General features: G+C 30.1%; 8 protein-coding genes. All 8 read right to left on the minus strand.

Going from position 1 to position 16883, the window contains the following annotated elements; translation table 11 throughout:
* Positions 1 to 5 precede the first annotated feature (5 nt).
* The 8 genes from MHL31_RS08640 to MHL31_RS08680 all read right to left on the minus strand — a co-directional run bounded on the left by MHL31_RS08640 (position 6) and on the right by MHL31_RS08680 (position 16864).
* The gene (locus MHL31_RS08640; protein WP_240225533.1) at positions 6 to 3218 is read right to left on the minus strand and encodes a TonB-dependent receptor; all 3213 of its coding nucleotides are present in this window, start codon (positions 3216 to 3218) and stop codon (positions 6 to 8) included.
* Positions 3219 to 3861: 643 nt separating this feature from the next.
* Positions 3862 to 6672 carry a triple tyrosine motif-containing protein gene (locus MHL31_RS08645; RefSeq protein WP_240225534.1) on the minus strand — a complete coding sequence of 937 codons (2811 nt, stop codon included), beginning with the start codon at positions 6670 to 6672 and terminating at the stop codon, positions 3862 to 3864.
* Between the two features lie 138 nt (positions 6673 to 6810).
* Positions 6811 to 9096 carry a polysaccharide lyase family 7 protein gene (locus MHL31_RS16285; RefSeq protein ID WP_305802689.1) on the minus strand — a complete coding sequence of 762 codons (2286 nt, stop codon included), beginning with the start codon at positions 9094 to 9096 and terminating at the stop codon, positions 6811 to 6813.
* Between the two features lie 10 nt (positions 9097 to 9106).
* Positions 9107 to 11350, minus strand: a complete 2244-nt coding sequence (locus tag MHL31_RS08660; RefSeq protein ID WP_240225535.1) for a heparinase II/III family protein — start codon at positions 11348 to 11350, stop codon at positions 9107 to 9109.
* Between the two features lie 48 nt (positions 11351 to 11398).
* On the minus strand, positions 11399 to 13708 hold the full coding sequence (locus MHL31_RS08665) for a chondroitinase-B domain-containing protein (protein ID WP_240225536.1): 2310 nt from the start codon (positions 13706 to 13708) through the stop codon (positions 11399 to 11401).
* 13 nt (positions 13709 to 13721) lie between these two features.
* Complete coding sequence (locus MHL31_RS08670; RefSeq protein WP_240225537.1) at positions 13722 to 14390, minus strand: bifunctional 4-hydroxy-2-oxoglutarate aldolase/2-dehydro-3-deoxy-phosphogluconate aldolase; 669 nt, start codon at positions 14388 to 14390, stop codon at positions 13722 to 13724.
* A 48-nt stretch (positions 14391 to 14438) separates the two neighbouring features.
* Positions 14439 to 15656 (minus strand): 6-phosphofructokinase, encoded by a 1218-nt coding sequence (locus tag MHL31_RS08675; protein WP_240225538.1) that lies wholly within the window; start codon positions 15654 to 15656, stop codon positions 14439 to 14441.
* 167 nt (positions 15657 to 15823) lie between these two features.
* Entirely contained in the window at positions 15824 to 16864 is a 1041-nt protein-coding gene (locus tag MHL31_RS08680) for a sugar kinase (protein ID WP_240225539.1), read from the minus strand.
* Positions 16865 to 16883: the final 19 nt, after the last annotated feature.

Consider the following 16883-nt stretch of genomic DNA (forward strand, 5'->3'; position numbering starts at 1 on the left):
AAATTTTAAAAATCAAGACTTAGTCCAAACATTACTGTTCTAGATTGTGGATATAATCCTAAGTCTATTCCTGATGCCCAATCTGAATCATGTCCAAATCTAACTTCTGGATCCATTCCATCATATTTAGTGAATGTATATAAGTTACTTATTGCTGCATATACTTTTAAGTTTGTAATTGCTGCATAATCCTCAAACATATCTCCAAACTCATAACCTACTGTTAAGTTGTTAATTCTTAAATAATCTGCATCGTGTATAAAAATATCTGAAATTAAATTTGTATTTCTATTTGATGTAGAACTTAAACGTGGTAATGTATTTGAAGTTCCTTCACCATGCCAACGATCAAAAATATCTGAAGTGTAGTTTTGATCAAAACGGTCAGCAAAAGAACGGTATGATTGCATTATTTGCATTCCAAATTTTCCTGAGAAAGTAACATTTGCATATACTTTTTTGTAAGATGCATTTAATTGTAATCCCATTTCAAAATCTGGATTTGGATTTCCTATTTTGGTTTTATCACCTTCATCTATAACACCATCTTGATTTAAATCTACAAAACGGACATCTCCTGGACGTTGATCTGCAAAATATGGATCACCGCTTGGTGTAACATAAGCATCTACTTCATCTTGATTTTGTAAAATACCATCTGTTGTATATCCGTAGAAAAAACCTATTGGTTGCCCTACTTCTACTCTTGATACAGCTGCAGTACCTTGAGATAATACACTACTTGATCCTTGTATTATTCCATCTGAATTTGCAATTCTTGTTACTTCATTTTTATTATGAGCTCCCGTTAATGTAACTCCATAATTAAAATCTCCTAAATTCTCTTTCCAATTTAATACAAGCTCAATACCCGTATTTTCAACATCTCCTCCATTTACATAAGGTGGATTAGCACCAGAAGTTCCTAAAATTGCTGATTCTAACAACCAGTCTTTTGTTGTTTTTTTGTACCAATCAAATGTTACTCCTAATCTTGAGTCAAAAAATTCTGTATCAAAACCAATATTTAATTGTTCTGATGTTTCCCATTTCACATCTGGATTTGTTACACGTTCTGGGTAAGATGTTACCCCTGATACTGGTTTAGTATCTCCAAAGAAATATCCTGGAAAAACATACGCAATTTGAGATGAGTAAATAAAATTTGGAATGGTTTGATTACCATTTTGTCCCCAACTTACACGAAGCTTAGCAAAATCTAATGCATCTACTTTATCTTCCATAAAATCTTCACTTGTTAAAACCCAACCTGCTGATACTGATGGGAAAGTACCCCATCTGTTTCCTTCAGCAAAATTAGAAGATCCATCTGCACGAACTGTTGCTGAGAATAAATATTTTTCTTTGTAATCATATTGTGCTCTTGCGATATACGATAATAATCCTCCACCACCTGCGGCCCAATCTGCACCCCAAGTATTAATTTCATTAATAGAAGAAGGACTCTCTGTGTTATTTACATAAGCATAGTCTGGATCCCCTGGAAATAATAAATTACTTTTTGAACCACCAACTTCAGTATTTAACTGATTTTTATACAACTCAGTACCTACTAAAACATTTAATTTGTGATCTCCAAATTGACGGTCATAGGATGCTGTGGTAGTCCAAGTCCAATTACTTCCTAAGTATTGACTTTGTGAAGCTCCATCTATTTTGTCTTCATACAATAAACCTAAACCATAAGTTGGATTCATTGATCTGCTGTGTCCAAACCAAGAATCAATACCGTAAGAAGTTCTTATTTTTAAATCTTTTATTGGTTCTATTTCTAAATATACATTTCCAATAATTTTATTTGATTTACTATAATTATAGTTTGATCTGTAATACATAACCGCCAATGGGTTTGTTTGATCATTTGCCAATCCGTCTAATGATGGGCTAAATCCAAATGGGTCAATATTACTATCTATAGATTGTTGCCAATAAGCAGGTTGTAATGGATTATGCACTAATGCATTATGCAGGTCATTATAATAAATGTTTCCTGTAGCTACTGCTCTATTTGTTGTATTGGTATAAGTAAAATTTTCTCCTATAGTAATGATATTATGTTCATCATTTTTTTTCAATACCATTTCTGTATTTAACCTTGTTGTGAATCTCTCAAATCCAGCATCTATAATATCACCACCAATAACTCCTTCTTGGTTTAAATATGAAGCTCCTAAAGAATACGTCATATTATCAGTTCCTCCTGTTATATTAATAGCATGACTTTGTATTATTGCATCTTCATTAGTCATTTCATCAACCCAATTGGTTCCTTCCCAACCGTTTTCTAAGTCGTTCCAAATTTCTTCTCCATATTGAGTTCCTAAACCTGGATAATTTGAATTTAACCAAGCATTGTTTTTTAAGATTGCCTCCCAATCATTTGGCGCTAAACCATCATTTACACGACCTTCATCCATTATATACATATATTCTTGTGCATTTAATGGGTCTAAGTTTTTGTAAGTATTTTGAATTCCATAATAAGTATCATAACTAATCTTAGCTGGACTTCCTTTACGTCCTTTAATTGTTGTTACTAAAACTACACCATTGGCAGCACGTGATCCGTAAATAGCGGCAGATGCAGCATCTTTTAAAACATCAATAGATTGAATATCTGATGAGTTTAAATAATCTATATCCCCTACAGCAACCCCATCAACAATGTATAATGGATTAGAATCACCAATAGTACCTAATCCACGAATAGTTACTTTTGTACCTGCTCCTGGTTGCCCATCGTTTCTAGTAATACTAACTCCGGCTGTTGTTCCTTGTAGAGCTTCCATTGCAGTTCCAGTATTTAACGCTGCAATATCTTCTCCTTTTAAATTTACACCAGCTCCGGTTATTAAGGTTTTCTTTTGTACTCCGTAACCTACTACGACTACTTCATCTAAACTTTGTAAATCTTCAGAAAGTACTACATTAATAGTAGTTTCATTATCGATTACAATTTCTTTGTTTACAAAACCAACATAAGAAAAAAGAAGTATTTGTCCTTTCTCTACATTAGTTATTGTAAAATTTCCATCAAAATCTGTAGAAGCACCATTTGTTGTGTTTTTTACAAGTACAGAAACACCTGGTAAAGGCATTCCATTTGTGTCGACTACATTTCCTTTTATTTCTTTGTCTTGTGAATATCCGAAGATACTGGCAAAACTGAGAAAAATTAATAATAAAAATGATTTCATATATATTGATAAATTAAGTTTACATAAAATTACATTTAATTTCTACTCACTATTAAAACTTCACCTATACAAAAAACATACATAAATTAGATAATACTACATTAATATAGTACAGTTTACTATTAAAATAGCACTATTATTGTTTGTTTAATAGGGCATTGAGAGTATTTAATTCAATTTTAAATAGTATTAAAAAAATGTTAATAAACTCTAGCTAAAACCTTATAGTTAGTGAAATGTTGTGGTAATGTTGAGGTATATTTTATAATTGTAGTGTAACTTAGAAGCTTTAAAGATAGAGCTACAAAGCATATTTCATCAAAAACAACTTAGTAAAATGAGAATTTAACAATTTTTAACACCATTAAATACTTAATTTTAACAAACACTTAAGTAAAATTTTTAAAGTTAATAACATGACATCACCATTTTTCTAACTAGTATAATTCTTAAATTATAAAATATATTGTTTCAGCTATGAATTAAAACTATTTAAGCCGAATATAACTCCATACCATTTAATGTAAATTAATAATAAACGGCAGTAAGCTTAAAAATAAATTCAATAAATAAATATTTTAGAATTATTGAAAAGATAAATTTGATGACATGTGAAGATGCATAGAATAATCTTTTAGAGATATTAAATCTCTAAAATATATTCAACAAGACTTTTTTCGTGGGCTAATTCCATTTTTTTACGTAGCCTGTAACGCTTTATTTCAACACTTCTAGCTGATATATTTAAAAGAGGTGCAATTTCTTTCGATGATAGATTTAAACGCAAGTATGCACACAACCGCAAATCGTTTGGTGTAAGGTTGGGGTGTAATTCTTTAATTTTTTTCAAAAAATCACTATCTGCATTATTAAATGCTTCTTGAAACAGTTTCCAATCGCTAGTGTTGGATAGATTTTTATTAATAATTTTTATAACTGGTTTAATTTTCTCTTTATCTTTAATAGCTGAAAGCTCTGCCTTAATAGTATTTAATATTTCATTCTTTTTAATTATACTCATAGTAGACGCAGATAATTCTCTTGTTTTACTATCTATCTCATGTTGAAGCTTTTCATTTTTCAATTTCATAATCTCCTTTTCACTCTTTAATTGAGACAAAGAAAATTCTCGTTGCTTTTTGTCTATCAATTTCTTTTTTTGTTTTGAATAGTGACGTTTATACAAGCTATGAACTAATAATAGTAATGCTACAAATACAAACGAATAAATAACAATTGATTGATTAGACAAATACCATGGTCTGTCAATTACAAAAGAATAAGAAGCCGTATTACTAGATAATGTATTACCTATTTGAGCTCTAACATTAAAAGTATAGCTTCCATAAGGTAAATTTTCAAAAGAAACTTCAGAATCAGTTGACCAATCGCTCCACTTATCATAGTAACCATCTAATTGGTATTGATATGTAACTTGATTAAACTTATTAAATTCAGGGACGCTAAACGTAAAATTTAAATTATTTTCTTTTGAACTAAATTCAACCTCATCATTTAAAGGAACAAATTGTTTTGTACCATCAAGAGCCTTTTTATCTATTGAATTTATTGATATTTTATAATCCGTAGCGTTAATCTTACTTTTATCTAATATTAAATAGCCACGTGAAGTTCCAAATAAGTATAATTCGTCTTTTAAATTAATAACACTCTCGAAACCGTTAAGATTCCTTCTTAAAGAAGCAGGTACAAATATTTTAGTACTTTGCAATGTAGAATTTAATTTTCCAGGTGAAAAGTAAATAATACTTTTATCGGTAAATCCCCATAAAGTATTAGTTTTAGAATCTAAAATTAACTTTCCAGAAATAAATTTATCGTCTTTTAAAAACTTATCAGATAAGTGTATATCTTTTTCAAATGATTCTTTCTTATTATCATACTTAAAAATACCTTCCTTAGATGTGTATAAAAGTTCCCCATTATAATTTGATATTGCAGCTTTTAATGCTTTAGGAGCGCTCTCAATAATTTTATAACTTTTAATTTGTGTGAAATCTTCATCTACATCTAGTTTAAAAAGTCCTTTGTATTCGTGAAAAACTAAAATACTACTATCATTGGTAAAATCGAAAAAACGAGTTGTAGGGTCGAAACCAACTATTTTATTCCTCAGTTTCCAAGTATCATTAACTTTTTCAATAATATTTAAACCATAGTAATACCCTTGAATTAGTTTATCCTCATGACCTTTAATTGATTTAATTGCCATAGTTCCCATAGCTCCAGGAATAAGATCTGCTTTATCTCCTTCAACTATAAAAGTTCCTTTATTATGCCCACAAAATAAGGTATTATCATGTACCTTAAAACACCATACTTGACCATCAGTATCGTTAATAAATTTAAAATCATTATTTGAACCAATTTCTTTATAAAATAACCCCTGATTAGTACCTAAATATAATTTATTATTAAAAATAACCGAAGTATAAACAGATCCGAGTTTTCCACCAAAATCATTATAAACTGAGAAAGGAGAATTCATATTTACAACACTAACACCGTTATCTAAACCTAACCATAAATTATTATCTACATCTTCAAACATAGATAAAACAGTATTATTATTCAATCCCTCTTCTTGGTCTATTTGCAGTAAAACATTCCCTTTTTTATCTAATTCAAAAATTCCGTTTGAAATAGTTCCTAAAACTAAATTACCATTTGCTAATTGCAAACTACTATAAACACTTAAATCTGTAATTTTTGGATTGATAGTAACATTCCACTGATGTACTTTGTTATCTTTATCCAAATAATAAAACCCTTTTGTTTGAGTTAAGTATAAAACTTTATCATCTAGTTCAAAAGCATCAACTAAAATATTCTCTTTAAACACATTATCTTCAGAAACTAAAACAGGCTCGCCACTTTCAATTCTAAAAACCCCTTCATTTAATTTTTGAAAATAGATACTTTCGTTTATTTTAAAAGCTTTTGGAAGTCGATTTTCAGAATCAATAATTCTAAATGTTTTATCAACGGTATTGTAAATATAAATTCTATTTAAAGATTGAAATAAAATCCATTTATCAAAATCTATAATACTCCAAAAATCTTCTTCTATTAAAGATTCTTTTAATTTTGCGCTTAATGAAGTGTATTCTAAATTACCAAAAACATTTTTTTCCCAAAACCCAAATTCCATATAAGCTCCGGTGTAAATTTTGTTTCCAATGGCATTTACCGAACGTAATATTGTATTATTTGGTGATGGATATAATCGCCAGTTTGCGCCATTAAATTCCAATAACCCACTATTATTAGCTAAATAAATGTATTTATCTTCCGATTGAGAAATAGACCAGTTCTGGTTTTCAGCACCATATACTTCTGAAGCATAATTTTTAATAGGTGGTAACTCTTGACCAACTATATAAAAAGAAGTTAAAAATAATAGAAAATTTAAAAATTGCTTTATTATACCCATAAAAAAACTACTAAAAAACTGTTATTACAATATTACAATTTTTAAGCTATTTATTATAATATTACAGCCTTTTCTAATACATACAAACAATTATATGATACTAAAAATTAAGAAAATTCAACAAAAAATGAATACCGTTTAATGCTTTACTACTTTAAAAATATAATCTTTATCTAAATGTACTTTAACAAAGTAAATTCCTCTAGGTTTATGTGTTAAATCTAACTGTACTTTAGAATTTATTACATTGTATGTTTTTGATAACACCAACTTAGAAACTGTATTAAACACGCTAATTTCAACCGTTTTATGGTTTGTTTCTATTGGAATTGAAAATAAGCCCATAGAAGGATTCGGATACACGTTTAAGCTATTAAATAATTCTATATTTTTAGAATATACTCCTTCACATTCAACCGCTGTTTTTACCTCTACTAAATCTCCATGATTTACTTCAAGATTAAAATCATTATCAAAGGTTTTAAATTGTAAACTTCCATTCACAATAACTTTATAAGGCAACGTTCCTTTGGAAATATTTACAAATAATTGTTTATTAGTTAAAGTAGATTTCCCAGATATAGTAGTTGCCTCAGGTATTACCACAGTATAACAATATGGAGACGTTACGCCAATTACTTCTATGCAAAAACTATATGTTCCTGGAGAAATATTTTCTAAGATTTTTCCTGAAGTAAAACTAAAAGTTTCACTATTATAAGTTAATGTATAATCTTGACTTTTAGCAGCCGCAATAACTATTTTACCATTATTTTTACCTGAACAAGTTTCACCTAGTACTTCAATTTTAAAATTATTAGATTCTAAAAGTGCGCAGCCATTTGCATCTACTGAGGTTCCTATACTAGTATTTGGACATTTATCATTACTATTTAAAACACCATCATCATCGTCATCAGCCACAGAAGTTGAAATTCCAAAAACTCTAAATTCTAATAGACTTATCCAATCACCTGTATAATTTTCGGAACCTGTAACGGTCACTTTAACAAAACGTGCATCTATTTCTGAAAAAATATTAATATTTGGGTTTAATTCAGTTGCCGGGGAAGTGTTTTCAGACCTATCTATAATTTGAGTAAAAGGTCCGTTTTCAGAAGTTGCAACAGCTACTGTATAATTATAAGCTCTATCTGTATAAGCTACTAACTCTGTTCTATCTATAGTATAAATTTCACCTAAATCTATGGTTGCTGTTTGTGGAAATCCTGAAACTGACCATCTTGTAGAAGTTAAACCATCCACTAAATTTGCTACTACATGCTCACCATCTGGAGTTCCTGTACCAATAACAGCCTTGTTTAATGCCAAATTAGAACCTACAGCCGCTTCTACTACATTTATTGTACTTGAATTGGTAAAACCTCCTTCACTTGTAGCCACAGTAATTATTGCACTCCCTTTTGAAATAGCTTTTACTAAACCATTTGCATCAACTGTAGCAACAGCATTATCACTACTACTAAAACTTACGTTTAAGTTTGTAGCACTTACAGGGCTCACCAAGGCATTTAATTGAAAGGTATTTCCTAACACAAGATCTATAGAAGCTGGAGATATACTTACTCCTGTTACACTAACATCATCATTATGATTAACAAAAAAATCGTATACTAAAACTTCTCCATAATTATCAGGATTATCGGTATCAGTTCCTTCTTCAACAGCATTGCTTTGAGTATAGTTACCAACTTTAAAGTAGGATTCGTCATAACTTAAGTCCATTACATAATCATTGCCATCAGCTTTCACTAAATATTGATCAGCGTTACCATTATTGTAGGCATTTAAAAGATTTCCATCTTCAGAATAATAACAATAATGTTTTCCATTAATTACATTAAAAATGACTTCATGTAAAGTACCTAAGGCATAGTTTGTTTTTATAGTTACATTATCTCTTAATTTACCTCCATTAAAAGATAAAAAAAGGTGTGTACCCTCTAATCTTAATACCATAGAATCGTCTATACCTTCTTCTTTGTTACCATGAATTTGTGTAGCTACTAATTGGGGTTTATTAATAGGTAAATGTGTTATAGCTTGTTTTACATATATTAAATGAGAGCCTTCTGTAGTCCAATAAACATCTACACTGCCATCTACCTCTCTTTCTCTAAGTTCTGAACGTATATTATCCGATTTTGGCGTAGTTCCATTATCGCTTCTTATGGGTGCGCGAAAAACTATTGCATCACCTGTTCCATTTACATAAAAAAACTCATTATTAGCTTCACCACATAGTGTTTTATCCTCGATACCTGTAGGATATGTAATTTTCCATTGCTTACAGTTATCCATAAGATCTGAAGGAACCGTTTGAGCAACTACTGGAACAGATATTAGTATTGTTAACACCCAAACAAAAGTAGACAATACTTTATTTTGCAACCTATTTTTCATATGCTCCTATTCAATTATTTATACTGGAAAGTCTCAATAATTCTCCTGAATCTAATTCTTTTGTGCCGTTCCAATTTTTATAATTAATTTTAATTGGCTTATCACTAATGTTTCGTAGGGTTATTCCATTTTTTACAGAAATAATTATATCAGCTTTTTTATTGAATTCAATTGAAATTGTTTCGTTTTTCACTTCTGAAGTTTCAAACAAAATAAAAGTTGTAGTATCGGATATTATGGTACTGGCATTAGACTTAAATAACTCTTGGTTATTAATATTCCAAGTCCCTAATTTTAAATTTGCATCAGTTTCATCTAATCTATTTTCGTAACCTTTGTATGGAAAAAGAGCCGTGATAAAACTAAAATTAGTATTCGATTTTTTAGTTACTACAGACCACTGCTTACCTCTTAATCCATTAGTATTTATAGTATCTACTTTATTTAACTGATAAATATCTAACCCCTCAGCTTCATCAAAAGTTGCTCTTAATAAATTTGGTGCATTTTCAAGCGAATAATGACCTTGCCAAACTTGTTTATACGCATGTGGTTTTTGAGAAGTAAAATTATCTTTTACAATCCAAAAATTGTTTTTGATGTTAATTACCTGACGAGAATAACCTACTCCAACATTTTCAAAACCATCATGTGCCCCAACAAAAACATCATAAACTTTATTTGTTTCCCAAGCAAGGGTTTTAGGATTAGGAAGTTCTAAAAATTTACCAAAACCACTCCCTCCTTTGTTTGATGTATATTGTTTTCCCTGTAACTCATCATCAACCAAAGCAACATTTTTTACCATTGAATTTTTAAAAAAACCATAGTCTTTTAACGAATAACGTACTTGATAATTAGGTAAAACAACTTTACCGTTTGCCATAGCTTGAACACCTAACATATCTCCATGCTGGTGGTCTGGCTTAAAAGCATCTAAACCAGCAGAAATTATCATCATATTATTAGTAATGTTCCAGCCATCTCTCGAAATAAAATAACCTGTTGTTGGAAATGAAACTGACCCTATAGTTGGTGTTTCTTTTTTTATTGAATTTAACAAGTTCAGTTGCTTATTATTCAAAAACCAATACATATTACTATTAACATAATTATTGGCAAAATATCCTAATGAAGGATCTTCAAATAACAAATAACCTAAAGTTAATGCTCCTGAAATATCATTCTTTTCTGCCCAAGGATTATCTGTATCATCTTGCAAAACAGGTGCAGATTTATCTGGGTATGCAATTTGGGTTAATGTGGTAAACAAGGACTTTAATTGTTTCTCCCAAAAATCGCCAACCTTAATATTATTAATTTTGGCTAATTGATACACATAATAATAGTTTCCAATATCACTCATATGATAATGGACAGAACGCTCAAATTGAAATCCATCATCATTAATTTCTTTCGACAAGTGTTCTTCTAATAATCGCATTGCATGTGTATACCAGCTATCTGTCCCTTCAAAATCTCTTAATAAAATTGAAACCATAACCAATGCAGATAAGCCTCTAGTTTGATGGTTTCCTGGTTTAAATTTTGTATTTCTAGCGTATAAATGTGCACCATGTTGTAATAAGGTTGCAACTGTTCTTAATTGATCTTCATCTGTATAGCCTTCTTCACCCAAGAACATATTGTGAATTTGTAACCAATTTAAAACACGATAACCAGATCTAAACGCCTCATAAACACCATTTCCATCTTCAATTTTTTCATAGTTATTTTGATGCAATGCATCATTTAAAGATTTTAATTGATTGGTAAAATAAGAAATGTATGTTACGTTTTTATGTTGATAATTATAGTAATAGGCAATATCAACCATTTTATGTTGGCGCGCTAAATGCCTTAATGCATAGGCATTAACTTGCTTACCATTTAAATAATTAAATGGTAATACCCAATGTGTTGAATCTGCAAACTTCGAAAGATGATCTAAAGCTCGTTCTGTATGACTCGCTTCAATATTGGAATAGGTTGCATTATATTTTTGAAACCTTTCATCAAAATTTTTCCAATTAAAAAAATAACGTTCAGAAAATTTCTCTCTTAAATAACTAGCTAATTTGGCTTCTGAAATTACATTATTTTCGCTTAATTGTGCTTTAACTTCTGGGGTTAAATAATTTGAAAGATGAGAATTTCCAATAACTTTTGTTGAAGGAATTTGTTGTGCATTACCGATTAAAGTAAAAAACAAATAAACACAAAAAATTAATTTATTAAATTTTATTTTTCCCATTTATTTGTTTTTCAATAATTTATAAATCAACATATTAGCTCACACAGACTAATACATTAATTTCATTTTTAAATTTTCTTCTACTACAATTTTCCCTGAATTTTGAATTTTATTATTTGAGTGTGAATTATTTTTAGCTCCCCATAAAAGAGCTACTAGTTTTACTCTGTTATTTTGAAACGTATTATTTTCAATATTTACATTAACAATACCTCGTGTATTAATTAAAATATTAGTTTCTTCTTTAGCACCACAGTTTTCAAAAGTAGTATTAGTAAGTGCTAAATTTCCACCTATGGTAGACTCATCGTAACCACCTCTATAATAATCAACCACATTGCTTCTTACATTATTAAACAGACAGTTGTCAATGGTTAAATATTCAACATTATAATCTCCTTTATCATTAATTTCCTCTGAAAGTTCAATTCCATTTTCGCAATTAGTAATAGAAGTGTTGGTAAATAAAATTTCTTCAGCAAATGTTTGTTTGTATGCTTTTAATACATAATCAAAGTTACTTATTTCACTTCCTATAACTGTTAATCCGAAATGATTAGACATATTTTCTTTTAAACTTGCAAAGGCTTTTTGAGTTCCATTACCTTTAATTTTAACATTTTTTAATGTTAACAAACCATAAGGATTCAATTCAAATAGTGGTGTATTTTCTTCACCTGAGAAAATAATTTCTGCTTTTTCTTCATCTTTAGATTGAATAGTAATAGTTTTATCTATTACTAAAGATTTAGGCACCATATAAGTTCCTGAATTTAATGCTACAATATCTCCTGATTTTGCTTCAGCAATTTTAGCTACAATTTCTTCATTAGTAGATACATTAAAAATTTGTGGTTCTCTTGGCGTTACTTCATTTGAATACCAGCTAGCACCGTATTTTGTTTTATCTAAAATTAATGGATCCTTAGTTACACCAGCAATAGTAGCTCCTATTGAATTAGAATTTGCTCTAGAATTTCCAAAAAGATCATTTGTAATTTCCTCAAAGCCAAATCCATTATATGGTTTAAACTCATCAGAAACACCCGTTGGAACAAAAACATATTCGCCAATTTTAGTTAATTCAAAACTAGTTGGAACAATGCGGTCTTCATCATTAAAACTAACACCTTGATTGTTAATTATATTACTTTTAAATCTTACACCATCGGCTTTATCGTGTTCTATAATCGGGTTAGAATCACCTACTTCATTAAAAATAATATTATTTGCAACGTCTATTCTAAGTGGTCTAGCTGAACGAATTTCAGACAAAGGCAACACGTCTTTTTGATCAATATTAGTACCTACTCCAAATTGCCAAGGAGATTTACAGTTTACATATGTATTGTATGCAACTACTACATCTGTAACTTGGTTGTATCTATTTAATGGAGATTTAGGTATCCCGTTCATAACAGCTAAAGGACTTCTAAAGTTTTCACCAATAATATTGTAGAAATAATTATTTACAACCCAATGACCGGTATTTACAAGTCTTATTCCTCCATAATTTTTATTTTCACCATCACCAATAAAATAATTTCCATCAATAATAGCATAATTACCATGGCGTGTTACAACAGACCCTTCACTTTTATAAAAAACGTTGTTTCTAATTTCATTAAAATTGGTTTTACTTGAAATAATTTCTACTTCACCATTACATTCTTCAAATAAGTTATTTGCAATTGTTGTATTACTTGGCGACATAGATGTAAAACTACTTCCTAATTGAATAGTTTCTCCTCTTGCACCACCTTTTCTAGGCCTTGGTCCAAAATGATTGTTTATAATTTGATGGTAATTTCTAATACTTTGGTTTCCTTTTAAATCTACTCTAAGCGTAGGTCCTCCGTTTGTTTTACCAGCAAAATAACAATGACTTACCTCATTATGTTTACCAAAAAGTTGCACCCAGTGATCATCTCGATCGCGTTGTTTTGGATTATAATCTAAAACTACACAGTTTGTTACTTTAGAATGATTGGCTACATTTTCTTTACTTGTTCTAAAAGCAATTACATCTCTACTTGGCGTATATCCATTTCTAAAAAATAAGCCCTCTACAATTAAATAATCACCTGCAATTTCTAAATTAGAAACACCTTCAATAAAAACCTCTCCTGCAGTTTCTGCTCTTAAAGTTATAGGTTTATCTTTAGTTCCTTTACCTACAAACTCAATTTCAACATCTTTCCAAACTCCATTTGTTAATACAATTTCATCTCCAGGCGTAGCATTTTTTATTGCTGAATTTAGTTCTTCAATATTTTCAACTTTTATCATATTTACTGAAACCTCATCACAAGAAATCAATAAAATAAGTGATAAAACAATTAATAAATTTTTATACATTGCAATAGTTTTTTTATTTTCTTACATCTTTAATTAACGCTAATGCTTCTTTAACTTTAGCTTTTAATCCATCGTAATCTTTATTTGCTATAATTTCTTTTGAAATTAATTGAGATCCCATTCCAACACAAGTTACACCGGCATTAAACCAACCTGTTAAATTCTCTTTAGTTGGAGAAACTCCTCCTGTAGGCATAATGCTTGTCCAAGGTTGAGGCCCTTTTATACCTTTTACAAACTGAGGTCCGTAAATATCTCCTGGAAATAGTTTTACAATTTCACAACCTAACTCTTCAGCTTTTGCAATTTCTGTTAATGTTCCACAGCCTGGTGACCATAAAACTTTACGACGATTACAAGCAATTGCAATATCTTCACGTAATACTGGAGTAACTATAAAATTTGCTCCTAAAGCCATATATAATGATGCTGCTGCTCCGTCGGTTACTGATCCTACACCCATTATCATTCCCGGTAATTCTGCAATTGCATATTTGGTTAATTCTCCAAAAACTTCGTGTGCAAAATCTCCACGAGCTGTAAATTCCATTAAACGTGCTCCACCATCATAACAAGCCTTTAATACTTTTTTACTTAATTCTATATCACTATTAAAAAACAAAGGAATCATTCCTGTTTCTTTCATTGCTGTTGCTACTTCTATTCTTGTAAATTGTGCCATTTTTGTTGCGTTATTAAATCGTGTAATTATTTTACTAAACAACTGAATTTATATCCAGTTTAATATTTTTTTAAAATCATATGCCGAAGGATCTTCAACATATTTAGTTGCTTCTTTGTAATCGTTTTTTCTAATATAAATTAAATTCTTTATAAAAAGCTGTGCCATGTCAGAGTTTACATCCACTAATCTTGGCTGAACTTTGCCTTTTTCATCTTCAAAATCTTTTAAATACAAAGGCGTAATATCTCCATTTGAATTAGCACTTACAATACAACCAGTAATACCTTGGTTGTACAATTTTTTAACACCTATAGCTAATAAAGTACACAATGTTAAATCGAATGCTATTGGTTTACAACACCTCAACTCATAACCTATTTCTACCGGTCTAGTTTTAATATCTAAACCTAATTCTTTTAATTTTACTTGAAGTAGGTAATTAAAAATATGAGATTTACTAACATTTCCTAATTCTGGATGTCCGTGAGCATCATATGTAAAATTAATTCCGGAGTTGTTTATTTCATCATCGTCCATAAAGTGAAAAACACCTTCACTAATCATAGCAACACCGTATTCAATTCCTCTTATTTTACTTTTTAGAATAGACGAAATAATTATATTCGTCAATTTTTCAAATGTAATTTTGGTTTTATTAAACATTTCAGGAATAATCATCATTGGAAAATGACATGCAGAAGCAATACCAAATGCTAAATGACCGGCAGATCTTCCCATTGCAGAAACTACAAACCAATTTTCACTAGTTCTTGCATCTTCATAAACAGTATTCCCTATTCGAACCCCTTCATCTTTTGCTGTATGAAATCCAAATGTTGGGTTTCTATCAGGTAAAGGCAAATCGTTATCTATAGTTTTTGGAACATGGATATGAGCTACCTCTAATTTTTTATTAACCAAGTATTTTGTTAGCCTACTCGCTGTTGACGCCGTGTCATCACCTCCAATTGTAACTAACAATTTTACATTATTTTTTTGAAAAAAATCTACTTTAAAATCACTATCTTTTGGTTTAAATCTACTCATAGTTAAAGTAGAACCACCCAAACTAAAAATCCGATCAGCACTTTGATAATCAAATGATTTTATTGAAGGATTTTTAGAAAACAATCCCTTGTACCCATGGTGAACTCCTAAAACATTATAACCATCTTTTAAAAATGTTTTAGCAAGTGTACTTATTACGGTATTAATTCCTGGAGCAGGACCTCCTCCGCAAATAATAGCAATTGATTTTTTCATATACCTGCAATTTAATTTAAATAGGTACTCTAGTGTTAACTAACACTATTCACTTATACTGTATTTTAAAATTGAAATAGTTTGATATAAAGTAAATTAAGGAAAGCTGATTTGATGGATGTAAACCAACTTTCCTAGTTATCAAACATAAATATTACTAAATAATATTATCGTGCTACTCTACCAGAAGCATCTCCACCCATTAGCTTTTTCACCTCTTCTATAGTAGATAAGTTTGCATCTCCTTTTATTGTGTGTTTTAAACAAGATGCGGCAACCGCAAAGTCTAAGGCTTTTTGATCATCTCCTTCATATTCTAACAAACCATAAATTAAACCTCCCATAAATGAATCTCCTCCACCAACTCTATCTACAATATCTGTAATTTGGTATTGAGGTGATTCAAATAATGTTTTACCATCATATAAAACTCCAGCCCAAGTATTATGTGATGCTGAAATGGATCCTCTTAATGTTGTTATTACTTTTTTAGCTCTTGGGAATTTTTTCAACATTTGATCACAAACTGATAAAAATGCTTCTCCTTTAACATGTTCTCCTTGAGTTGTAATATCTAATCCTTCTGGCTTAATATTAAAATGTTTTTCTGCATCTTCTTCATTTCCTAAAATAATATCACAGTACGAAGTTAATTCAGTCATTATTGCTTCTCTATCCCCTCCGTATTTCCATAATTTCTGACGGTAATTTAAATCCGTAGAAATTGTTAAACCTAACTTGCTTGCAACTTTTACAGCTTCTAAACATGCATCGGCTGCTCCTTGAGAAATGGCTGGTGTAATACCTGTCCAGTGAAACCAACCAGCACCTTCAAATACAGCTTCCCAATCTACCATTCCTGGCTCTATTTCTGCAACTGCTGAATGTTGTCGATCATAAACTACTTTACTTCCTCTATTTACGGCACCGGTTTCTAAGAAATAAATTCCTAATCGATCGCCTCCCCAAATAATATTATCGCAGTTTACGCCTCTTTTTCGCATTTCCATCATAGCACATTCTCCAATATCATTTTTTGGTAAACGCGTTATAAAATCTACTGGAACACCATAATTAGCTAAGGACACTGCTACATTAGACTCTCCTCCTCCATAAATCACATCAAATGCATTGGCTTGCGAAAATCTTAAAAATCCGTGTGGAGCTAATCTTAACATGATTTCTCCAAATGTTACTACTTTTTTCATTGTAAAATTTTATTATTAT

It is taken from the genome of Lutibacter sp. A80, assembly GCF_022429645.1.
Classification (GTDB): domain Bacteria; phylum Bacteroidota; class Bacteroidia; order Flavobacteriales; family Flavobacteriaceae; genus Lutibacter.